Here is a 21590-nt window from a genome sequence, read left to right as displayed (position 1 = left end):
AGCCTCGACGACACAGCGACCCAAATCGATACAGCCAGCGGGCCGAACCGGGTAGGGCTACCACTACCCGCCGTGGTCAGAGCGCGACCTTCACGGCGGCGGTCAGGACCAGTTGGGCGAGGGAGACCGGGACGAGGATCAGCCAGCAGAGGCGCTGGAGCTGGTCCTCGCGCATGCGGGGATAGGTCACGCGGAGCCAGATGATGACGAAGGCGACCGCGAAGATCTTCAGGAGCGTCCAGAGCCAGCCCAGATGGTCCGCGGCCGGTCCGTGCCAGCCGCCCAGGAACAGGACCGTGGTCAGGGCGGCGATCACGACGATGCCCACATATTCGGCGAGCAGGAAGAAGGCGAAGCGGAGCCCGGTGTATTCGGTCATGTAGCCGAACACGAGCTCCGAATCGGCGATCGGCATGTCGAACGGGGGCCGGCGGATCTCGGCGAGACCGGAGATGAAGAAGACCAAGGCGGCCGGCGCCTGCCACAGCAGCCACCACGGGTTCCACGCCTCGACGATGCCGGGCAGGCTCAGGGTGCCCGCCGCCATGGCGATGCTCGCCGCGGAGAGCACGAGCGGCAGCTCGTAACCGAGGAGCTGGGCAGCACCGCGCAGACCGCCGAGCAGGCTGTACTTGTTGGCGGACGCCCAGGCAGCCATCAGCACGGCCACCACGCCGATGCCGAGGACGGCGAGGACGAAGAACAAACCGACGTCGAGGGACTGGGCGACGAGGCCGCCGGGCCCGAGCGGGATGACCAGGATGACCACTAGGTACGGGAAGAGCGCCACCATCGGCGCCAGCCGGAACACCGCCCGGTCTGCTTCACGCGGGGTGATGTCCTCCTTCTGCACGAACTTGACCCCGTCGGCCACCAGCTGCGCCCAACCATGGAACCCGCCCGCATACATCGGACCGAGCCGGCCCTGCATGTGCGCCATCACCTTGTGCTCCGCCTGCCCGACGACCAGCGGCAGCACGAGAAACCCGACGAGGACAGCAACGACCCGCACCAGCAGGTCCAGCCAAAGCGGCATCAGCCCTCCCCCTCAACCTCAGCCGACGACGCGGCAGAGCCCGGCTCGACCGGCGACACAGCGGGACCGGACTCAACCGACGACACAGCGGGACCGGACTCAACCAGCGACGCAGCGGGACCTGGCTCAACCGGCGACGCGGCCGGACCGGGCTCGCCAGGTGCAGAGCCGGGCGGCCGGGCGCCGGAACCAGGGCCGACCCGGTGCTCACCCGCGACCGGAGGGCCTGAACGATCGGCAGAAGCCGGACCGGCTGGACGGTCGCCCGCAGCGGGCCGGGCAGGGCGGTCGCCCACTACAGGCGGCGCGGTGCGGTCGCCCGGAGCAGGACGAGCGGGGCCGTCGCCCGCAACAGGCCGCGCGGAGCCGTCGCTCGCAACGGGCCGCGCGGAGCCGTCGGTCGCAACAGGCGGCGCGGGGCGGTCGGTCGGAGCGGGGCGAGCGGGGCGGTCGGTGGGAGCGCGGCGGGCGGGGCGGGTGGGGGTTTCCGGGGGTGGGACCTTGCCCTTGAGGGGGCCCCAGTCGTTGGGGTCGGGGACGCCGGGGGGTCTGATCGGGGCTCGTTTGGCGGTGCCGGATTCGGATTCGCCGGGCTCTTTGGCGCCGGGCCAGGACTTGGCGACGCGGGAGGCGAGGATGAATTCCTTGCGCATGGGGTGGCCCTGGAAGCCGGGGGGCAACAGGAGCGGGCTGAGGTCGGGGTGGCGGGTGAAGGCGATGCCGAACATCTCGTGGGTTTCGCGCTCGTGCCAGGAGGCGCCCGGGAAGAGGTCGGTGACCGATTCGATGGCGGGAGTGTCTCGGGGGACGCGGGCCCTGATCAGGACGCCGTGTTTGCGGCGGGTGGACCAGAGGTGGGCGACGACGGTGAAGCCCTCGGATTCCTCGTCGACGGCGGAGAGCCAGTCGAAGAAGTCGCAGCCGAGGCCGCCCTGGTCGCGGGCGGCGTCGAGGGCTGTCCACCAGAGGGCGGCGGGCACGTCGACGACGGCACGGGCATATGCGCCGCCGCCGGAGACGCTCGCGGTGAACGCCGATGGGTCCACCGGCGCGTCGGTATTGTCGGCTGTCAGCAGCGCGACCATCCGCTCGCCGACCTCTTCGGGCGTCATGGCGTTCATCCTATGGGCCCGCCGGAATCTGCTCGGCGACGCGGCGCAACCCTGTGGATAACTCGGGCGTGTAGTGGTCGTGACATCGGAGGCGATAGCGATAAGACAGGAGCCGGCGACCGCCGTGCCTGCACCGCGAGTGTCGTTCGACGAGTTGTACGCCGCGCACTACGCCGATCTGACGGTGCAGCTGTACGCGTACTTCGGTGATCGGCAGGAGGCGCAGGACGTGGTTCAGGAGGCGTTCTGCCGTGCGCTGGCACGGTGGCGGACCGTGGCGGCGTACGACGATCCGGTGGCCTGGATCCGCCGGGTGGCCTGGAATCTGGCGGTCAGCAAGTGGCGGCGGACCAGGACAGCGTTGTCGTTCATGCGCAAGCACCGAGCCGCGGACGAGCAGGTGGCAGGGCCGAGCCCGGAGCGGGTGGCGCTGGTCGCGGCGCTGGCCACGTTGCCGGCTACGCAACGGCGGGCCACGGTGCTGCACTATCTGGCCGATATGTCCATCGCGGAGATCGCCGACCGGGAGGGCGTACCCGAGGGAACTGTGAAGTCCTGGTTGTTCCGGGCCCGCGCTTCGCTGGCCGCTCAGCTCACCACCGAGGAGGTGCGAAATGCCTGATCACATCGAGAACCTGTTCGCCGGGCTGCGCGCCGATACGTTGCCTCAGGTGCTGCCGCCGGGCACTGCCGCGGCACGCCGGACCGTACGCCGTCGCAGGACGATCCGGCTGGTCTCGGTCGCTACCGCGGCCCTCGCCGTCGCGGGGGTGGTGACCGTGGTGGGGCTGCCGCGGATGGACGACGGCGAGCAGCCCGTCGCTGCGAGTCAGTGGGTGGCCAAAGCCCGCGCAGCCGTCGTCGAACGGCAGGCCGAGGACCACGGGGATGTGGATGTGACAGTCGCCGGCGGGCAGGCGTCGGACGGCACGGTCGCCGCTGACGGTTCGGCGTTTTTCAACGACGTGAACGCCGGTGGTTACACAGTTGCGGTTGCGTGCGGAGGTCCCGGCGTACTCACGGTGGGCATGACCTTGACCCATGACTCGGACGACCTGATCGATCTGGGTGGGCAGGTCGTGACCTGCGGAACGGATCCGAAGGCGGCTGAGCTGCAGTTCCGGGTGCAGCGCACGGGCAAGCTGACGGTGTCGCTGAGTGGTGACGCGCAGGCTGCGGGCTCAGCCGGGTACGCCCTCGCGCTGTATCTGAACGCGGACAGCGGGGAGCCCGCCACGGTGAGCCCGCAGGCCAGGTACAACGTCGGGCGGGCCAACAGCCTGCTCTCGGCCGGCCCGGAGACCCAGCAGGACTCGTTGACGACCGAGGGGGACAGCCAGTCGACGATTGTCGAGACGAAGAAGGCGGGCGAGTATCAGTTGCGGGTCGCCTGCGCGGGCGGGGGCAGCGTCCAGTTGATCGTGGGCCAGCTGGAGCTGAAGAACGGCACGTTCGTCCAGCACGAAGGTTTTGTCTTCGAGGACACCGTGCAGTGCGTCGATGTCGACCCGACGCCGTACCCGGGCCTGATCGACCTGCCGATGCCGAAGAACTCCGCGGTCTCGGTGACGATCAAGCCCGACGAGGCCGCACGCAACACGGCCGGCCTGGCCTTCACGCTCCAAAGGAGCTAGAACAGCCGGCCGTTGCGGAAGAGGTCGACGAAGTCCTGGTGGTCCTCGCGGGCCTGGTCGCCGTAGCGGTGCGCGAAGTCCACCAGGACATCGACGAAGCCGGCCTCGTCCTTGTCGACCTCGGCGACGATCGCCTCCTCGGTGGAGAAGTCGACCAGGTCGTGGCTGGACTCGTCGTCGGCGACCGAGTGCATCCGGGCGACCGCGCGACCCAGGTCGGCCACCACGCCGGTCAGCTCCTCCGGCTCGTTGACGTCGGACCAGTCGAGGTCGCTGGCGTACGGCGAGACCTCGGCGACCAGCTGGCCGACGCCGTTGAGCTCGGTGTAGCCCAGCCACGGGTCGGCGTGCGCCTGCAGTGCCCGCTGCGACTCGGCGGTGCGGTGGCCCTGGTGCTTGAAGTACGCCCGGACCCGCTCGTCGTCGATCCAGCGCGCCACGGCCGGCACCTGGGCCTGCTTCATGTAGATGATCACGTCGTTCTCGAGGGCCTGGGTGTGCCCTTCGAGCAGCATGTTGTACGACGGCAGCCCCGCCGAGCCGATGCCGACGCCCTTGCGCAGCTTGATGTCCTTGATGCCGGTGGAGATCCCGTCGCCGTGCGAGGGCAGCGTCTTCAGGTAGTCCTGGAACGCGGCGGTGACGGTGGCCGCCGTGGGCTCGTCGACGTCGTACACGCCGTCGCCGAGGGAGAAGCGGCGCTCGTACTCGTCGATCGTGGTCTGACCCGCGAGCAGATCGACCCGGGTGTTGAGCCGGGCCTCCTGCAGCACACGCCGCAGCACACCGTCGGCGTTGTCCAGCGTGATCGAGCCGATCGCATCGTCACCGCCGTGCGCGATCGCGCGCAGCTCGGTCAGGTAGGCGCCGGCGAACGTCCGCACCAGCGAGGTGATCACGTCGTCGGAGAGGGCCTTGCTGTAACCGATGAGCGCCAGGCTGGCACTGAACCGTTTGAGGTCCCAGATGAACGGCCCGACGTAGGCCTCGTCGAAGTCGTTGACGTTGAACACGAGCTGCCCGGAGGAATTCATGTAGGTGCCGAAATTCTCGGCGTGCAGGTCACCGTGGATCCAGACCCGGCTGGTGTGCTCGGTCAGGAACCGGTCGTCCTGGTAGGCACCGACCTGGTCGGCGTAGAAGAGCGACGCGCTGCCGCGGTAGAACGCGAACGGCGAGGCGGCCATCTTGCGGAACTTACGCCGGAAGGCTGCCGGATCGACCGCGATCAAATCGCCGAATTCCCTGGTCAGCACGTCGATGATGAAGTCGGGCCGCGACTGTTCGCTCATGATTCGCAGGGTAGCCCCGCAAGTCGATAGCTGTATGTCGCACACACGACGATCGGCGGGGTGGCTTGATCAGACGATCAGCTGGGCGGCTTGACCACGGGAGCGGTCAGCGCGGCGGCGTCCCGCAGCGGATCGGGGCGCGAGACGCCACCGACACCGGCCTGCTCCGCGGCGATCTTCTCCTGGAGCTGCAGGATGCCGTGCAGCAGCGCCTCCGGGCGGGGCGGGCAGCCCGGGACGTAGACGTCGACCGGGATGATCTGGTCGACGCCCTTGGTCACCGAGTAGGAATCCCAGTAGGGGCCGCCGGAGTTGGAGCAGGACCCGAACGAGATGACGTACTTGGGCTCGGGCATCTGGTCGTAGAGCCGTTTGATCGCCGGCGCCATCTTGTCGGTGACCGTGCCCGACACGACCATGAGGTCGGCCTGGCGGGGGCCGTGCGCGAACGGGATCACGCCCATCCGCATGAAGTCGTGGCGGCTCATGCTCGTCGCAATGAACTCGATCGCGCAGCAGGCCAGGCCGAAGTTGAAGACCCACAGCGAATAACGGCGTCCCCAGTTCAGCACGAACTTGATGGGATCACCGACGACTCCAGGTAGCGCGGCCACGCCGTCAACCTACTCCAGGCCGCCTTGACAAGCAGGACACGGCCTCACCAGCTCGGACGTTGGAGCAGGCTGAGGAAGCCCGTGAGCAGAGCCTCACGCAGGGCCGGGGGTGCGACGTTGAGGAGGGAGTTGACCGCGGCCATCGGGCCGGGTGGGGCTCCGGGTTCCAGGCCCAGTTGCAGGGCGAGGCCGCCGATCAGGTCGGGGGTGATCATCTCGGGGGTCAGGTCGCCCAGCAGGGGTGGAAGCGGGATCGGGCCACGTTTGCGGGTCGCGGTCACTGCAGCGGCGAGGTCGGCCGCGAAGTCCGTCGCCGTCGCGCGCACCGCGGCGGTCACGGTGAGGTGGATGGTCGGGGGCAGCTGTCCGTACGCCATCTGGGGCTGGGTGTGCCAGCCGAGCGCGGCGAGCTCGTCGGCGAGGACGAACGGGTCGACGTCCGGGTCGGTGGCGAGGCACACGACGATCACCGGGGGCGCGTACAGGCGTACGCCGGGAGTCTCGGTGACCGCCGACGCCAGGATCTCCACCGCCTCCTGGGTCTTGGTCGCGAGTGCCCGATAACCGTCGCCGCCCAGGTGGCGCAGGGTGGCGAGGGCAGCCGCGATCGGACCGCCGGAGCGCGTGGACGAGACCACCGGATTGATCATCGTGTAGCCGGGCCAGCCCGCGTAGGCGAAGTACTGCGGGAGGCGCAGCTCGGCGTCGCGGTGCAACAGGACCGAGACACCCTTCGGGGCGTACGCGTATTTGTGCAGGTCGACCGAGATGCTCGTGACGCCGGGCACCTCGAAGCCGAACGGCGGGATGTCCGCGCCGAGGTCCCGCAGATAGGGCATCACCCAGCCGCCGAAGCAGCCGTCGACATGGAACCGCACCCCGCGCTCCTGGGCGAGAGCCGCGAGCTCGGAGATCGGATCGATCACGCCGTGCGCGTAGGAGGGCGCGGAACCGACGACCAGCACGGTGTCGGGGCCGATCCGATCGGCGGTCGCGGCGACGTCGGCGCGCAGGTCGGCGCCGACCGGGACCACGTCGAGCTCGACACGCAGGTAGTGGGCGGCCTTGGCGAACGCCGCGTGCGCGGTGGACGGGACCACGATGCGGGGGCTGCGCGTGGTGGCGGCGTCGCGGGCCGCCTTGACGGCGAGCAGCAGGGACTCGGTGCCGCCGCTGGTCACGCTGCCGACGACCGCGGGCGCGGTCGTGCCCGGGCCGCCACCGAGCCGGCTGCCGGCCGCTGCGACCAGCGCGTTCTCCATGGCGAGCAGGGACGGGAAGGCGGTCGGGTCCAGGCCGTTGACATGGGCGGAGATGTCGTACGCCCGCAACGCCAACTCGTCCAGCCCGGCGACATCGGAGTCGTACACGTACGCAAAGAGCCGCCCACCATGCGTAGGCAGATCGCTCTCCCGGAGTCTCCGCAGCTCAGCAAGGACCTGCTCGGCCGGGACACCCCGGGCGGGAAGTGCGTCGATCACCGTTGCCCCCGATCGTCGTAGCGGCGTAGCAGCAGCACGGCAGCACCCACCAGGAGCCCTGGGACGACGGTGAAGCCGAGCAGCACCCCCAGCTTGGCAGTTCCGTCCTGGGTCGCGGGGACCCCTGTGGATGACGAGACATATCCGAACACCTGGAGGATCAGCGCGTAGATGCCGGGACCGAACGCGAGCCCCAGCGTCTCCCCCGCTGTCCACAGGCCGGTGAAGACGCCCGCCTGACGCCGCCCGGTTCTGGCAGTGTCGTAGGCGATGCAGTCCGGGAGCATGGCCATCGCGAAGACCTGCTGCCCGGCGTATCCGCAGCCCACGACGGCGACGAAGGCATAGGTGAAGGGGGCGGGCATGACACCGGCGGTGAGCAGGGCCACAACACCCACGGCGAACAGCAGTGACGCGATGATCAGGCCCCGGAGCTTGCCGAGCCGGGCGCCGACGCGGCTCCACAGTGGCATGACCAGCAGGGCCGGGCCGACGAACGCCGCGAAGAGGAACGTCGCGCCGGAGTCCTGCTCGAGGATGTGGTCGGCGAAGTACTGCACGCCGGCGAGCAGGGTGCCGATGCCCGCCGACTGGACGATCCAGCAGAGCAGGAGACCTCGGAAGGGAACGTTGGCGAAGGCCGTCGCCAGTTGGACGCGGAGGCTGCTTTCCGGTTCGGGGGCGGTGTGCTGCTGGGCTCCGCGCGTACCGAAAAAGGCACCCAGAGCGCCCACGACGATGAGGGAGCCGACGAACATGCCGGACCACCGGTGGCCGGTCAGGCCGCCGCCGCCCAGGTCGACGACGAGCGGGGCGAGCGCGCCGGAGACCAGGATCGCGACCGCGATCACCGCGACCCGCCAGGTCATCAGCCTGGTCCGCTCGGCGTAGTCGCCGGTCAGCTCGGCGGGCATCGCGACATAGGGCACCTGGAAGAACGCATACGCGGTGGCCGCCGCGAGGAAGGAGAACGCCACGTAGGCACCGGCCGCGCCGCCGTGGCTGAACGGCCCGGCGAAGATGGCCGCGAAGAGCACACCCAGGAGCAGACCAGCAATGATCAGGTACGGGCGCCGCGCACCGCTGCGGTCGGAGAGCCGGCCAGCCACGGGGTTGACCAGCACGTCCCACGCCTTCGGGAGCAGGACGAAGAGCCCCGCCGCGCCCGCGGCCACGCCCAGGGTGTCGGTGAGATAGGGCAGAAGTAGCAGACCGGGCACGGTTCCGAAAGAACCCGTGACCAGCGAACCCAGGGCATACCCGGCCAAGGTGCGCCGTGGCAAGGGGTGTACGCCGGTGGAGGGATCGGCGAGCGTCATGGACGCGGATGGTAACCATTCAGGGCCCTGACCTCTACGCTTGCGCCAATGGAGATCTCCCAGCCGGCCCGGCCGATCGCCGCCGGGGTCGCCGCGAGCCACCCGGCCACCGCCGCCGCGGGAATGCGGATCTTGCAGGCCGGAGGCTCAGCGGCCGACGCCGCGGTCGCCGCCGTGCTCGCGACCTGCGTGACGGAGACCGTCTACACCGGTCTGGGCGGCGGGGGGGTTGCCACATATTTCGATGCGGCTTCGGGCAACGTCACCTGTCTCGACTTCTTCGTCGCGGTGCCGGGCACCGACGGCGATGTCGAGGCGGGTCCGATGGTCTCGGTGGACGTGTTCTTCGGCGGGATGCCCCAGGTGTACGCGATCGGCGGCGCCAGCGTCGCCGTGCCGGGCGTGCCCGCCGGCTGCGGTGAGGTGCACCGGCGCTGGGGGCGGCTGCCGTGGGCTTCGCTGGTGGCACCGGCGCACGAGCTGGCGGTCACGGGCGCCGAGCTGCCTGCGGCACACGCGCGGACGTTGGAGTCGTGCGCGCCCGCGCTCACCTACGGTTCCGGCGCGGAGGTCTACGCGCCGGGCGGACGGCTGCTGGGCGGCGGCGACCGGCTCTTCCACCCGGGGCTGGCGACCGCCATGGCACGGCTGGCCGACGAGGGACCGGCATTGTTCTACACCGGTGCGTACGGCGCCCAGCTCGTCGAGAGCGTACGTGAAGCCGGTGGCTCGATCGGCCCGCTCGACCTGGCGAACTACCGGGTGCTCGAGACGCCGGTCGATCACGCCACGCTGGGTTCCTACCGGGTGCGGGCCCGGCACGACCTCAGCCGGACGGTCGACACCATCGCGGCCCTGCCCGCGAACCTCACCGGCCTGCCCCGGCCCGAGCGTGCCGTCGCCCTCGCCTCCGCCTTGCGCGATCTCGGCCGGCAGAAGATCGGCGACACCACCAACGTCTCGGTGGTCGACCCGGACGGCAATGCCTGCGTCATCACCACCACGCTGGGGCTGGGCGCCGGGGTCTGGCTGCCCGGCCTGGGCATCAACCTCAACTCGATGCTCGGCGAGGGCGAGCTGATCACTGACGACCTCGCCCCCGGCCGGCGGATGTCCTCCAACATGTGCCCGCTCGTCGTCATCGACGCGGCCGGCGATCTCGCCCTGGCCGCCGGGTCAGCCGGAGCCTCCCGCATCCGCACCGCGCTGATCGACACGCTGCTCGGCGTGCTGGTCGACGGTCTGGACAGCGCTTCGGCCCTGAGCCGCCCCCGGTTCCACGTGGTCGACGACACCGTGCACGCCGAACCCGGATATCCCACCGACGAGCTGGACGCGCTGGCCGCGGCGGGGTGGCGGATCCAGCAGTGGCCGGAAATCGACCACTATTTCGGCGGCGTCACCGCCGTTGCAGCCGGCAGCGCGGCCGGCGATCCCCGCCGCGGCGGGGTGGGACTGCTGCTGTAGTCCGCCTCCTCGCGGATGGCGACGTCGAGGTCGGTGGGCTCCAGGCCGAACGTGCGGGCTGTCTCCGTGGCGTCGAGGAGGTACGGGCCGTAGAACTGGTAGTCCATCTCGGCGAGCTCGCGGGCCATCGGCACCGCCAGACCCGCCGTCCGCATCACCCAGTGCGGCAGCTTCCGGATCTTCACCTCCGGCACGCCGGCGAGCTGGGCGTGCCGGGCCGCGAGTTGCCGGACGCTCTCCGCCGGGGCTGACGGGACGTGCCATGCCCGCCCCCAGGCCCGCTCGTCCCGGGCGAGCCGGACCAGCGCGGTGGCCATGTCGCCGATGTAGGTCCAGGTGTGCGGGGCGTCCGGGTCGCCCGGCACATACGCGGTGCGGCCCTTGGCGATGGCCGGCCCGATGACCGCGGAGAAGATGCCGGAGGCGCCCGCACCCACGTAGTCGCAGCCGCGGACCTCGATCGTGCGGATGCCGCTGTCCAGGGCGTCCTGCCACATCTTGATGCGGACGCGGCCCTTGACTCCGGTTGCCGCGAGGGGCGTGTGCTCGGTCATGCGGCCGTCGGGCTGGGGGCCGTACCCATAGACGTTCCCGGTGATGGCCAGGACCGCATCGTTCGCTTTCGCCGCGGCGATCATCGCTGCCGAGATCGGGGGCCAGAGCTCAGGCCATTTGGTGTACGGCGGGTTCACGCAGTTGTAGATCACGCTCGCCCCCTGGGTGATCTCCACGAGCCCTTTCGCCGCGTCGGCACTGACTTTTTCGATCAGCGGGTGCTCCGGACCGCTGCCACTCCGCGTGACGATCCGGACTTTCTGCCCCTGCCCGACCAGCTGGCGCGCTATCGCCGTTCCGACCGGACCCGCTCCCACGACTACCTGCATGGCGTTCTCCTTTGTGAGCACTGCTCTCAGTTAAGAGCAGAGCACGCGACCGAGTCAAGAGCAGTGCTCTCGGTGTGGCACACTGATTCCATGAGTGCCGCTTCGCTGCGGGCGCGGATCCGCGCCGAGATGTCCGACGAGATCAAGGCCGCCGCGCGCAAGCACCTGGCCATCGAGGGCGCGAACCTGTCGCTGCGTGCGGTCGCTCGTGACCTGGGCATGGCGTCGTCCGCGCTCTACCGCTACTTCGCCAGCCGGGACGAGCTGCTCACGGCGCTGATCATCGACGCGTACGACGCCCTTGGCGCCGCCGCCGAAGCCGTCCCGGTGTTTCCCACAGCACCGCAGCGCTGGGTCGAGATCGCCCACGCCGTCCGCAACTGGGCGCTGGCCAACCCGCACGAGTGGGCCCTCGTCTACGGCAGCCCGGTGCCGGGCTACCAGGCGCCCTCCGACACCATCGGCTCGGCGACCCGGGTCATCTTCGCGTTCGCCAGGGTCGTGGCCGAAGCCGCGACCACGGGCCACGCCGTGGCGGGCAGCCCGGTCGACGGCCAGCTGGGCGAGGAGTTCCACGCGCTCGCGGAGCTCGCCCTACCGGGCATGGCTCCGCAGCTGGCCGGCCGCGCGATGGCGGGCTGGATCCAGGTCTGCGGCGCGGTCAGCGCGGAGCTGTTCGGCCAGCTCGCCAACACGATCGACGCGCGCCGCGAGTTCTTCGAGTTCCAGATGCGCGGCACGGTCGACTGGATCGGCCTCCGGGCCTAGGGGGTCCAGCTCGCCTTGGCGATGTCGACTCGGTCACCCTTCAGGGGGACGCCCTCGCTGAGCAGGAGCTGCCGGGCCTCCTGCTCGTGACCGGGCGGCATCCGGCCGGCGCTGTTCACCACGCGGTGCCAGGGGACGGCGCCGCCATGCCGCGCCATGATGTTCCCGACCTGCCGGGCGGAGTTGCGCCCCGAACGGTCGGCGAGCGCGTCCGCGACCGCGCCGTAGGACATGACTCTGCCCTCCGGGATGGCCTCGACGAGCCGCAGCACCTCTTCCACGTACTCCTCTGGTGTCACCGTCGCCACGATATGGGATGTGAAGTCCGCCCGGCACGCCGCGGCGAGCAGAATGGGCCGGGTGCGCGAAGAGGTGACCGGAGCTCGCCGGATCGTGGTCAAGGTGGGGTCGTCCTCACTGACCACTGCCGCCGGCGGTATCGACGACCTGCGCGTCGACGCCCTGGTCGACGTGCTCGGCAAGCTGGCCACGCAGGGCCGTGAGGTGGTGCTGGTCTCCAGCGGCGCGATCGCGGCCGGCCTGGCCCCGCTCAAACTGCGCCGGCGTCCGCGCGACCTGGCCACCCAGCAGGCCGCGGCCTCGGTGGGCCAGGGCCTTCTGATCGCACGGTACGCAGCCGGCCTCGCAAGACACGGGCTGACCGTCGGGCAGGTCCTGCTCACGGTCGACGACGTGACCCGGCGCAAGCACTACCGCAACGCTTACCGGACCCTGCGCAAGCTGCTCGACCTCGGCGCCCTGCCGATCGTCAACGAGAACGACACCGTGGCCACCGAGGAGATCCGCTTCGGGGACAACGACCGGCTGGCCGCGCTCGTGGCCGCCCTGGTCCAGGCCGATCTGCTGGTGCTGCTCTCCGACGTGGACGCGCTCTACACCGGTAACCCCGCCGACCCCGCGTCACAGCGGGTGCCGCTGGTCTCTCCCGACACCGATCTGTCGCACATTTCGGTGGGGAGCGTGGGCTCGTCCGGGGTCGGCACCGGTGGCATGGTCACCAAGGTCGAGGCCGCCCGGATCGCCACCGGCTTCGGCATCCCGGTCGTGCTGACCGCGGCGCCACTGGCCGCGGCCGCCCTCGACGGCGACGACGTCGGCACCCTGTTCCACGCCGCCGAGCACCGGCCCACCGCCCGGCTCTTCTGGCTCGCCCACGCCACCTCCCCCCGCGGCCGGCTGCACCTCGACCCCGGCGCGGTCACCGCCGTCGTCGCCCGGCGCAAGTCACTGCTGCCCGCCGGCATCACGGCCGTCGACGGCTCGTTCGCGGCGGGCGACGCGGTCGACCTCGTGGACGCGGGCTCCGGCGCCCCGATCGCCCGCGGCCTGGTCAACTATGACGCGGTCGAGCTGCCCGCGCTGCTCGGACGCTCCACGCCGGAGCTGGCCGCGTCGCTCGGCCCCGGCTACGAACGCGAAGTCGTCCACCGCGACGACCTGGTCCTGCTCTGACGACTTTCCTGACCGCCTTCCCAAGCCCCTTTCGACTTTGGAGATCATCGTGAGTGTGCTTCAGCAGGCCGCCGACGCGCGGATCGCCGCTATCGACCTGGCCTCCGCCATCCGCTCGGAGAAGGACGCGGCGCTGCTCCTGATGGCGTCACGCCTGGTGGAGCGCGCGGACGACATCGTCACCGCGAACGCCGTGGACGTGGAGAATGCGCGTACATCAGGCTTGTCGGAATCCATGATCGACCGGCTGAGCCTGACCACCGACCGCATCACCGCGATGGCCGACGGCCTGCGTCAGCTCGCCGCCCTGCCCGACCCGGTCGGCGACGTGATCCGCGGCTCGACCCTGGCCAACGGTCTCGAACTGCGCCAGATCCGGGTCCCGTTCGGCGTGGTGGGGATCATCTACGAGGGCCGCCCCAACGTGACCGCCGACGCCGCGGGCATCTGCCTGAAGTCCGGCAACGCGGTCCTGCTGCGCGGCTCCGGCTCGGCCATGAGCTCCAACGCCGCGATCGTCTCGGTACTGCGCAAAGCGGTCGCCGACGCGGGCCTCCCCGCCGACGCCATCCAACTGCTCGACGCCTCCAGCCGCGACTCGGTCAAGGAGCTGATGCGCGCCCGGGGCCTGGTCGACGTCCTCATCCCCCGCGGCGGCGCCTCCCTGATCAGGACGGTGGTCGAGGAATCCACGGTCCCGGTGATCGAAACCGGCGTCGGCAACTGCCACGTGTACGTCGACGAGGCCGCCGATCTCGAAAAGGCCCTCGCCGTGGTCCTCAACTCCAAGACCCAGCGCCTCTCCACCTGCAACACCGCGGAGACGCTCCTGGTCAACGCCACCCTCGCGGAGACGTTCCTCCCCCTGGTGGTCGAGGAGCTGATCAACGCCGGCGTCACCATCCACGGCGACCCCCGCGTCGCCACCCTCGACGGCGTGGTCCCGGCCACCGACGAGGACTGGGACAAGGAATACCTCTCCGCGGACATCGCCGTCGCCGTCGTCGACACCCTCGAAGACGCCCTCGACCACATCCGCCGTCACGGCACCGGCCACACCGAAGCCATCGTCAGCGAAAACGTGACAGCCACCCGCCGCTTCACCGCCGGCGTCGACGCGGCAGCCGTCATGATCAACGCGTCCACCCGCTTCACGGACGGCGGCGAGTTCGGCTTCGGCGCCGAAATCGGCATCAGCACCCAGAAACTCCACGCCCGCGGCCCGATGGGCCTCCCCGAACTGACCTCCACGAAGTACGTGGTGACGGGCAACGGCCACACGCGCTGACGCCAGCGGCGGACGCTTCAACGGCAGCGCCTCAACGGCAGACGCTTCAGCGGCAGGCGCGGATGGCGGTCAGGGTGATGTTGACGTCGAAGATCGGGCCCTCGTCGCTGTCCCAGCCGCCGTCCGTGCGCTGCGTCTCCCCGAGCCGCTTGCGGGCACTGCGCAGCAGCCAGTCATCACCCAGGTTGACCCGGCGCAGGGCCGCCGCCATATTCGCGACATCCGCCGCGGACATGTCACCGAGCCGATCACCCAGCACCAGCTGCACCCGCGCCGACTCGTAGAAGAACTGGGCCTCGTTCAACAGCCCCGCAGCATGCCAGCCGGCCGCCAGAAACGACGGCCACGTCCCGTCGGGTCGCAACTGACCGGCCACGAACGCGGCGGCTCTGGCGAGGGTGTCGGCATGACGGGCCGGCGCCTCATGATGGGGATGGGCTTCGAGCTCCGCCACGGACATCCAGAACCCGGCCACCGAGCTCAGATAGAGCGTCGCCTCAGGATCACCGGGCATCGCCCACGCGGGCGCCTCCGCGGCCAGCGCGGCATCCTCCTGCCAGCTGCCATCGGGCCGCTGCACCGACGCCAGCCAGGCCAGCGCCTTGTCGATGTGCTCGCCGTCCAGATCACCCAGGTCGTCAAGCTCGGCCAGCCGGAAACAGGTCGCATCAACCGACGGCACGTCCCGATCCCCACCGGCGGGCCACCCACCGGCCGCGGTCTGCCCGCTGTCGATCCGCTCCAGCACACTCTCGGACGGCCGGCTCCCCGCCCTCAGATATGACAGCCGAGCCCGCTCAACGGCGTCACCGTGCGCCACGACGTACCCGATCGCCGCATCGATATCGACCACCCTCGTGACGCTACAACGGTCACGGCGCTTTCGCCCGCCGGTCACAATCATCGTCGTGGACACCACAGACGTATGGCGGTTGCTCGCCCAGGCCCGAACCGACCTGCCCGACCCCTGCGAGGCCGAGGACATAGCCGCCCGCGCCATCTCCCTGCTGGCCGGCCGCCCACCTGCCTACATCGCGGCATTCGCCCAGCCACTGTGGGACCTGCTCGCCCGGTCCTACCGCGCCGACCTGTGGGCCGCCGCCTACACGATCAACGGCGGCGCCTCCGACGACGGCTTCGACTACTTCCGCGGCTGGCTCATCGCCCAGGGCGAGGCGGTCTATGACCAGGCACTCACCGACCCGGACAGCCTCGCCGACCAGCCCGCCGTCATCCGGGCCGCCGCCGATGAGATGGAGCTTTCCGGCGAAGACATCCTGGGCATCGCGTGGACGGCCTACCGCAACGCCACCGGCGAAGAACTACCCGCCAACGCCTTCACCATCACCTACCCGGACCTCGACCCGGCCTGGGACTTCGACTTCGACGACCCAGAAGAAATCCGCCGCCGCCTACCAAAACTGGCCGCCCTCTTCCTGGAGCCCGACGAAACCTGAGCCAGCGCCCCGCGCCGCGCTGTTGATTGCGCTGCAAGCGCCCACCCTCCGTGGGTTGCAGGCGCCCCGCGCTCCAAGCGCCCGCCCATCCACGCCCCCCACCGCAACCCGGCCACCCATCCCCCACCAACGCCAAAGGCCGCCCGCACCCCCGGACCCCGGGCGCACGGACGGCCTTTGACCTGAAAGCGAACCGCTATCAGTAAGAAGGCAACGAGGGATCAACCGTGTTGACCCACGAAACGATCCCGCCCTGAACATGCACGGCATCCTTGAAGCCGGCCGACTTGATCACGGCCAGCGCCTCAGCGGACCGCACGCCGGACTTGCAGTGGAGCACGATCTGCCGGTCCTGCGGGAAGCGGGACAGGGCCTCGCCCGAGAGGATCTCGCCCTTCGGGATCAGCGTGGCGCCGGGGATCGAGACGATCTCGTACTCGGCGGGCTCGCGGACGTCGACGAGGAACACGTCCTTGCCCGCGTCCTGCCACTCCTTGAGCTCCCTGGCGGTGATCGTGGCGTCGAGGGTGGCTTCCTGGGCCTCGGTGGAGACGGCGCCGCAGAAGTCCTCGTAGTCCTCGAGGAGGTCGGTGACCGTGGGGTTCTCGCCGCAGAGTGCGCAGTTGGGGTCCTTGCGGACCTTGATCTTGCGGTACTCCATCTCGAGGGCGTCGTAGACCATCAGCTTGCCGACGAGGGGCTCGCCGATGCCGGTGATGAGCTTGATGGCCTCGTTGACCTGGATGGAACCGATCGACGCGCAGAGCACGCCGAGGACGCCGCCCTCGGCGCAGCTCGGGACCATGCCGGGCGGCGGGGGCTCGGGGTAGAGGCAGCGGTAGCAGGGGCCGTGCTCTTCCCAGAACACGGACGCCTGGCCGTCGAAGCGGTAGATGGAACCCCAGACGTACGGCTTGCCGAGCAGCACCGCGGCATCGTTGACCATGTAGCGGGTCGCGAAGTTGTCGGTGCCGTCGACGATCAGGTCGTACTGACTGAAGATCTCTTTGACGTTGTCGACGTCGAGGGCGGTGTTGTGGATGACCACGTTCACCAGCGGGTTGATCTCGCGGATGCTCGACGCGGCGGACTCGGCCTTGGGCCGGCCGACGTCGGAGACGCCGTGGATGATCTGGCGCTGCAGGTTGGACTCGTCGACGGTGTCGAAGTCGACGATGCCCAGCGTGCCCACCCCGGCCGCGGCCAGGTAGAGCAGGGCCGGCGAACCGAGACCGCCGGCGCCGACGACGAGCACCTTGGCGTTCTTGAGCCGCTTCTGCCCGGCCATGCCGACGTCAGGGATGATCAGGTGACGGGAATAGCGCTGGATCTCATCGATCGACAGCTGATCCGCCGGCTCGACGAGCGGGGGCAGTGACACGGTGAACTCCCCGGGTTGACGGTAAGGTGCGCCCACCATTGTTGCTCGTTGATTGCCGGAGTGGGAATGACGAGGAACACCGGCCCGACATGCGGGACGCGGGAATCATTCGTCAGTCGATCGGGTTGCCGGCGTACCGCTTCCCATCCAGGTACGCCCAAGCGTTCGCAACGCACCCTTTGAGGCCATAGGTCTGCTGCATCATCACCGGAGCAGCCTTCCCCTTACCCGGGCAGGCCTCGTGCGAGTGCCCGAGCTGGTGTCCCACCTCGTGGTTGATCGTGTACGCCCGGTACACCTCGAGCGGCGCGTCATAGTCAGGCACGGCATCACGCCACCGGTCGAGGTTCATGATGACCTGCCCGGGCATCCGGCACGAACTGAACGCCGCCGTCTTGAGACCCCCGGTCGCGCACATCTTCTCCGACGTCTTCGCCGAGCTCAGATAGATCGTGAACTCCGACCCGGCCGCCTGCGGAACCCGTTGCAGCCGGAACTGCCGCCCCGCGATCCAGCTCCGCGGGTCACCGAGGATCCGGTCGACCTCAGCGGCGAACTCGTTCCCATTGCCGTTCCCGGTCCGGTTCTCCACCGCCACCTTGAACCGCCGCAGCGTGCCGGTCGTGCCGAGCACCGGGCCGTACCCTCCGACGAACGAAAATCCCGTCGAGCTCACGTTCGTCGGTGCCTTGGTCGGCGGCTGATCAACAGCATCAGGCGGAATTCCACCCGCAGTGGCCTTGGTGGGAGCGGCAGTCGCGGTCGCGGTCGGCTCCGCCGGCTTCATGGGTACGCCCTGAGCGCCGGGCGTCAGAGCCCCCGTCCCCGCCTTGTCGACCGGAGTCGCGCTGTTGTTGCTGCTACGCACGACCTGCCCGACCACCAGCACCACAATCGCGATGAGCAGGAAGATGAGTACAGCCGCCTGCCGCCGCCTACGCAGCATCCGCCGATCGCCGGGCTCCACGGTCGCCGGAGCGCCCTGCCCTGCGACAACAGCATCCGCATCGACCGCGGGCGGCATGACCATGTCCGGCCCCACGATGGGCGCCATCTGCTCAGTGGTCGCGCCCTCAGCCCAAATACTCTGGGTACGCCCACCGGGCGCCACCCCGAACGGAGCCCCCATCGGCGGAAACCCGTACTCACCAGGAGCAACGAACGCCCCCGGCACCCCACGCACCGCAGCACCCGGCCCGGCATTGCTGGTCCCCGCGTTGTGGGGCCCCGCGCTATCCGTGCCCGCCACCGCGAGACCCTGCGCCTCCGCCTGCGAGGCATTGCGACTGACAGCGGCCTCAACCGGCGCGGCGACGCGACTGGCGGGCGCCTCGACCGGCGCAGCGACGCGACTGGCGGGCGCCTCGACCGGCATGGCCACCTCGGTGAACGCAGCCGACTCGCCGGCCTTGACGTCCGCGCTGCTGCCGTCAGCCGCTATCTCGACAGGCTCGGTAGCCTCTACCGGCCTGCCCGGATCGATAGGAATCGTCGGCCGAGTAGGAATTTCCGCCGGCGGCGCCCCTTCCACCGGAGGCCGGGTCGCCGTCCCCGTACGCGAAGCCGAAGACCGGGTCCTGGCCGAAGTCGCCCGCGAAGGCCGATTGGCAGGCCCCGCAGTCTTACTCCCCGAACGCCGAACCGGCCGCTGAACCTCGGTCCCGGCCGCAGCCATGGCAAGCGCATCAGCCGCAACCGCAGCATCCCCCGCCGCCCGGCTCTTGGTCCCCGCGGAACCATCAGCCTTCCCAGCGGCATAAGCCTCAGCAACATCCTCAGCATTCAAATCCCCAGCAGACTCCCCCACCACAGCACGGGTAGCCCGACCCCGAGCCCGAGTCGCCGTAGCCGGAGTCGCCTTCTTCTCCTGCGCCGCCTGAGCACCCACCGCACCCTCGGCCGAGCCCGCCTGAGCACCCGCCGCCTTCGCCGCAGCCCCCTTGGCCGCCGCCGCGTTCGTGGGCGTTGCCGTCGCGGGCGGCGCTTTGGCAAGTGTCGCTCTGGTGGGCGCTGCCTTGATAGGAGCTGCCTTGGTAGGAGCTGCCTTGGTAGGAGCTGCCGTGATGGAAGTCGCTTTGGTGGAAGTCGCTTTGGTGGGAGTCGCTTTGGTGGGAGTCGCTTTGTTGGGCGTTGCTTTGTTGGGCGTTGCCTTGGTAGGCACTGCCTTGGCGGACGCTGCCGTCGCGGGCGTTGCCTTGGTGGGCGCTCCATTGGTCGGGGCTGCCTTGGTCGGGGCTGCCTTGGTCGGGGCTGCCTTGGTCGGGGCTGCCTTGGAAGCGGTCGCCTTTACCGGAGCCGCCTTGCGCGGGGCGGCCTTGGCCGGGGTTGCACGGGGTGCCGCAGCCCTCGCGCTACCAGGACTGACCGAGCCCGCCTTGGCTTCCAGGCCCCCAGGAGCCGCTTTTGTCGGCAGACCGCCGGGGGCCGCCTTGGTCGCGGTTTTCGCAGCCGCGGTCTTGCCAGGTGCCGCCTTCGCCGACTCGGCCTTTGCAGGCGAGGGCTTGGCAGTTGAAGCCTGGGCAGGCGAGGGCTTCGCAGAGGTCGCCTTGGCAGGCGCTGCCTTGGTGGAAGCCGCCTTGGCGGGGGCCGGCTCAGCGGGGGCCTTTACCGGCGCGGTCTTCGCGGCCGGAGCCTTTGCGGGAGCCGTCTTCGCTGCTCCGGCTTTCGTCCCGGTGGCCGCGGAAGTCTTGCCCGGAGCCGCTTTCGTCGCCGAAGCTCTGGTCGAAGTCGTTTTGGTGGCAGCCGCCTTGACCGCGGGAGTCCTGGTGGTAGCGGCCTTGGCGGGAGTGGACTTGGCCGGCGCAGGGGCTCCACCCGCCGCGGTCGTCTTGTCGATAGCGGCTGTGGTCACCGCCGTACTCGCCGACGTCGACCTCGTAGCAGCCACAGTGGCCTTGGCCCTCGACGAGCGAGGCCTCCCAGACCCAGCCGCACCAGACCGAGCCGCTCCCGACCCAGCCGCACCAGGCCGAGCCACTCCAGACCTGCGTGGGGCAGGCTTGATATCGACCACGACTGCTTGCCCGGTCGCGGTTTCTGGAACACCATGAGTCACAGCGGGTTGGGCCGCTACAGACTGAGCCACATCGCGCTCAGCCACATCGGGCCCACCCGCAGCAGCCTGGACCACATCGGCCCGGACCACCTCGAGCTTGGCCACATCAAGCTTGACCCCAGCTGCCTGGACCACATCAGGCCGAGCCACAACTGGCTGGACCACATCAGGCCGGGCCACAGGCGGCTTGGCCCTGGTGGGGCGTGGGCGTGTGGGGGCCTTGGGGGGCGCGGGGGCCTTCGCCGTCGGTGGGTTCCTGGGGGGCTGCTCCTCAGCGGCGGTCCGGGGAGCTGCGGAACCTTTTGTCGCCTTTGCCATAACATAGGCCAGAGTGCCAGAGGCCGACGGTTGTCACAGGCGTTTCGCGAGACGTACTCAGAACCATCCGATCGTATGGGCCCCGGCGGGTCAGACCGGTGGACCTTGGAGCAGCTTGCCGTCCTTGCGTGGCCAAGGGTATGGCAGGCAACCACGAAGGGTGAGGGTCTGCTGGACCATTACCGGGGCTGGGCCTCCGCGTTTCGGGCAGCCTTCGTGGTGGCGGCCGAGCTCGTGGCCGACCTCGTGGTTGATCACGTATTGGCGGTAGACCGCGAGGGTGATGTTGGCGCTGGTGTAGGGCTGGGCCGAGAGCCGCCAGCGGTCCAGGTTGATGATCGCGCGGCCGGTGGAGCGGCAGGATGTGTAGGGGCGGCCGCCGACGTCGATGGCCACTCCGCCGATGCGGCACATGCGTCCGGCGGTTTCGCGGGTGGCGAGGTACACGGTGAAGCTGGCTTTCACGTTGCCCGGGACCCGTTGCAGGCGGAGGCGGCCGTCGCCGATCCAGCTGCGGTCGTCGCCGAGGATCGCCTCGACCTGCGTGGCGAACGAGGTCAGATCTTCGTTGCTGCCCTTCTCGACCGCCACGTGGAAGCGGCGCATGGTGCCGGACGTGCCGAAGATTTTGCTCCAGCCCTGGGCATAGTCGAAGGTTCCCGTCCCGTGGGTCGGCACGGCTCCCGGGAGCGCGGTCACAGCCTCCGGGCTCACTGCACCGGCAAGCGGAGCCGCACCGGCAGACGGAGTAACGGAGGGGCCAGCGCCGGAGGGCAGGACACCGGCAGACACAGCAGGTGAGGGAGCAGGGCCGGATGAAGCAACAGCAGAGGCGATGGCAGAGGTGCCCGGCGTGGAGGTTGTCGACGACCAGACCGTGGGCAGGAGCAGGCCTCCGACCAGGAGTACGACCACGACCATCATCGCGGCGAGCCACCAGCGGCGGCGGTCGGTGCCCGGCTCGGGCGCTTCGGTGACGGCGTCGGGCGTGGGGGTGTCGATCATCGGCCG

At 69.9% G+C, this 21590-nt stretch carries 19 protein-coding genes; 7 read left to right on the top strand and 12 right to left on the bottom strand.

Features of this window, described 5'->3' with window-relative positions; all coding sequences use genetic code 11:
• Window positions 1-76: 76 nt before the first annotated feature.
• On the bottom strand, window positions 77-1036 hold the full coding sequence (gene nuoH, locus Aco04nite_RS03065) for an NADH-quinone oxidoreductase subunit NuoH (protein ID WP_212995643.1): 960 nt from the start codon (window positions 1034-1036) through the stop codon (window positions 77-79).
• Window positions 1036-2148: an NADH-quinone oxidoreductase subunit C gene (locus tag Aco04nite_RS48605; protein ID WP_244875712.1), complete on the bottom strand. Its 1113-nt coding sequence runs from the start codon at window positions 2146-2148 to the stop codon at window positions 1036-1038. Before Aco04nite_RS48605 ends, nuoH begins: the two co-directional genes overlap by 1 nt.
• Before the next feature lie 124 nt (window positions 2149-2272).
• Between Aco04nite_RS48605 and Aco04nite_RS03055 the strand changes: the two genes are divergently transcribed.
• Both Aco04nite_RS03055 and Aco04nite_RS03050 read left to right on the top strand, forming a co-directional pair.
• A complete protein-coding gene (locus tag Aco04nite_RS03055; RefSeq protein WP_244875711.1) occupies window positions 2273-2770 on the top strand; it encodes an RNA polymerase sigma factor in 498 nt (165 codons plus the stop codon).
• Complete coding sequence (locus Aco04nite_RS03050) at window positions 2763-3782, top strand: hypothetical protein (protein WP_212995642.1); 1020 nt, start codon at window positions 2763-2765, stop codon at window positions 3780-3782. The genes Aco04nite_RS03055 and Aco04nite_RS03050 overlap by 8 nt, the downstream gene beginning before the upstream one ends.
• On the opposite strand, the gene Aco04nite_RS03045 is transcribed toward Aco04nite_RS03050, so the two are convergent.
• From Aco04nite_RS03045 to Aco04nite_RS03030, 4 genes are all read right to left on the bottom strand, one after another.
• Window positions 3779-5074 carry a DUF2252 domain-containing protein gene (locus Aco04nite_RS03045; RefSeq protein ID WP_212995641.1) on the bottom strand — a complete coding sequence of 432 codons (1296 nt, stop codon included), beginning with the start codon at window positions 5072-5074 and terminating at the stop codon, window positions 3779-3781. The genes Aco04nite_RS03050 and Aco04nite_RS03045 overlap by 4 nt on opposite strands.
• 77 nt (window positions 5075-5151) lie before the next feature.
• Window positions 5152-5688, bottom strand: a complete 537-nt coding sequence (locus tag Aco04nite_RS03040) for an NADH-quinone oxidoreductase subunit B (RefSeq protein WP_203836461.1) — start codon at window positions 5686-5688, stop codon at window positions 5152-5154.
• Between the two features lie 44 nt (window positions 5689-5732).
• Window positions 5733-7169 carry a pyridoxal phosphate-dependent decarboxylase family protein gene (locus Aco04nite_RS03035; RefSeq protein ID WP_212995640.1) on the bottom strand — a complete coding sequence of 479 codons (1437 nt, stop codon included), beginning with the start codon at window positions 7167-7169 and terminating at the stop codon, window positions 5733-5735.
• On the bottom strand, window positions 7166-8488 hold the full coding sequence (locus Aco04nite_RS03030; RefSeq protein WP_212995639.1) for an MFS transporter: 1323 nt from the start codon (window positions 8486-8488) through the stop codon (window positions 7166-7168). The genes Aco04nite_RS03035 and Aco04nite_RS03030 overlap by 4 nt, the downstream gene beginning before the upstream one ends.
• 48 nt (window positions 8489-8536) lie before the next feature.
• Between Aco04nite_RS03030 and Aco04nite_RS03025 the strand changes: the two genes are divergently transcribed.
• Complete coding sequence (locus tag Aco04nite_RS03025; protein ID WP_212995638.1) at window positions 8537-9955, top strand: gamma-glutamyltransferase; 1419 nt, start codon at window positions 8537-8539, stop codon at window positions 9953-9955.
• On the opposite strand, the gene Aco04nite_RS03020 is transcribed toward Aco04nite_RS03025, so the two are convergent.
• Window positions 9874-10839, bottom strand: coding sequence for a Rossmann-fold NAD(P)-binding domain-containing protein (locus Aco04nite_RS03020; protein WP_212995637.1), 966 nt, complete (start codon window positions 10837-10839; stop codon window positions 9874-9876). The two genes, Aco04nite_RS03025 and Aco04nite_RS03020, sit on opposite strands and share 82 nt — an antisense overlap.
• A 90-nt stretch (window positions 10840-10929) precedes the next feature.
• Between Aco04nite_RS03020 and Aco04nite_RS03015 the strand changes: the two genes are divergently transcribed.
• Entirely contained in the window at window positions 10930-11607 is a 678-nt protein-coding gene (locus Aco04nite_RS03015; RefSeq protein ID WP_212995636.1) for a TetR/AcrR family transcriptional regulator, read from the top strand.
• Here the strand turns inward: Aco04nite_RS03015 and Aco04nite_RS03010 are convergent.
• Window positions 11604-11906: an MGMT family protein gene (locus tag Aco04nite_RS03010; protein ID WP_212995635.1), complete on the bottom strand. Its 303-nt coding sequence runs from the start codon at window positions 11904-11906 to the stop codon at window positions 11604-11606. The genes Aco04nite_RS03015 and Aco04nite_RS03010 overlap by 4 nt on opposite strands.
• A 61-nt stretch (window positions 11907-11967) precedes the next feature.
• Here Aco04nite_RS03010 and proB point away from each other — a divergent pair, with 61 nt between their 5' ends.
• Window positions 11968-13080, top strand: coding sequence for a glutamate 5-kinase (gene proB / locus Aco04nite_RS03005; RefSeq protein ID WP_212995756.1), 1113 nt, complete (start codon window positions 11968-11970; stop codon window positions 13078-13080).
• A 49-nt stretch (window positions 13081-13129) separates the two neighbouring features.
• Window positions 13130-14368, top strand: a complete 1239-nt coding sequence (locus tag Aco04nite_RS03000; RefSeq protein WP_212995634.1) for a glutamate-5-semialdehyde dehydrogenase — start codon at window positions 13130-13132, stop codon at window positions 14366-14368.
• A gap of 46 nt (window positions 14369-14414) precedes the next feature.
• Here Aco04nite_RS03000 and Aco04nite_RS02995 read toward each other — a convergent pair whose 3' ends face one another.
• Window positions 14415-15221 carry a prenyltransferase/squalene oxidase repeat-containing protein gene (locus Aco04nite_RS02995; RefSeq protein ID WP_212995633.1) on the bottom strand — a complete coding sequence of 269 codons (807 nt, stop codon included), beginning with the start codon at window positions 15219-15221 and terminating at the stop codon, window positions 14415-14417.
• 55 nt (window positions 15222-15276) lie between these two features.
• Between Aco04nite_RS02995 and Aco04nite_RS02990 the strand changes: the two genes are divergently transcribed.
• The gene (locus Aco04nite_RS02990) at window positions 15277-15825 is read left to right on the top strand and encodes a DUF4240 domain-containing protein (protein ID WP_212995632.1); all 549 of its coding nucleotides are present in this window, start codon (window positions 15277-15279) and stop codon (window positions 15823-15825) included.
• A gap of 199 nt (window positions 15826-16024) precedes the next feature.
• On the opposite strand, the gene moeZ is transcribed toward Aco04nite_RS02990, so the two are convergent.
• The 3 genes from moeZ to Aco04nite_RS02975 form a co-directional block, all read right to left on the bottom strand.
• Window positions 16025-17206, bottom strand: coding sequence for an adenylyltransferase/sulfurtransferase MoeZ (gene moeZ / locus Aco04nite_RS02985; RefSeq protein WP_212995631.1), 1182 nt, complete (start codon window positions 17204-17206; stop codon window positions 16025-16027).
• A 112-nt stretch (window positions 17207-17318) separates the two neighbouring features.
• Window positions 17319-18260, bottom strand: coding sequence for a DUF3152 domain-containing protein (locus Aco04nite_RS02980; protein ID WP_244875710.1), 942 nt, complete (start codon window positions 18258-18260; stop codon window positions 17319-17321).
• 2409 nt (window positions 18261-20669) lie between these two features.
• Window positions 20670-21584, bottom strand: a complete 915-nt coding sequence (locus Aco04nite_RS02975; RefSeq protein WP_212995630.1) for a DUF3152 domain-containing protein — start codon at window positions 21582-21584, stop codon at window positions 20670-20672.
• Window positions 21585-21590 lie beyond the last annotated feature (6 nt).

It is taken from the genome of Winogradskya consettensis (assembly GCF_018332715.1).
GTDB classification, from domain to species: domain Bacteria; phylum Actinomycetota; class Actinomycetes; order Mycobacteriales; family Micromonosporaceae; genus Actinoplanes; species Actinoplanes consettensis.
The sequence above is the reverse complement of the archived record's forward strand: the minus strand, read 5'-3'. Positions and strand labels throughout refer to the sequence as shown.

Excerpts from the sequence above, each read along its gene's own strand:
- Aco04nite_RS03045 (WP_212995641.1), bottom strand. The coding sequence starts at position 5,074 with ATGAGCGAACAGTCGCGGCCCGACTTCATCATCGACGTGCTGACCAGG.
- Aco04nite_RS03050 (WP_212995642.1), top strand. The coding sequence starts at position 2,763 with ATGCCTGATCACATCGAGAACCTGTTCGCCGGGCTGCGCGCCGATACG.
- Aco04nite_RS03015 (WP_212995636.1), top strand. The coding sequence starts at position 10,930 with ATGAGTGCCGCTTCGCTGCGGGCGCGGATCCGCGCCGAGATGTCCGAC.
- Aco04nite_RS03020 (WP_212995637.1), bottom strand. The coding sequence starts at position 10,839 with ATGCAGGTAGTCGTGGGAGCGGGTCCGGTCGGAACGGCGATAGCGCGC.
- Aco04nite_RS02980 (WP_244875710.1), bottom strand. The coding sequence starts at position 18,260 with ATGGCGCCCATCGTGGGGCCGGACATGGTCATGCCGCCCGCGGTCGAT.
- Aco04nite_RS02975 (WP_212995630.1), bottom strand. The coding sequence starts at position 21,584 with ATGATCGACACCCCCACGCCCGACGCCGTCACCGAAGCGCCCGAGCCG.
- Aco04nite_RS03025 (WP_212995638.1), top strand. The coding sequence starts at position 8,537 with ATGGAGATCTCCCAGCCGGCCCGGCCGATCGCCGCCGGGGTCGCCGCG.
- Aco04nite_RS03030 (WP_212995639.1), bottom strand. The coding sequence starts at position 8,488 with ATGACGCTCGCCGATCCCTCCACCGGCGTACACCCCTTGCCACGGCGC.
- Aco04nite_RS48605 (WP_244875712.1), bottom strand. The coding sequence starts at position 2,148 with ATGACGCCCGAAGAGGTCGGCGAGCGGATGGTCGCGCTGCTGACAGCC.
- nuoH (WP_212995643.1), bottom strand. The coding sequence starts at position 1,036 with ATGCCGCTTTGGCTGGACCTGCTGGTGCGGGTCGTTGCTGTCCTCGTC.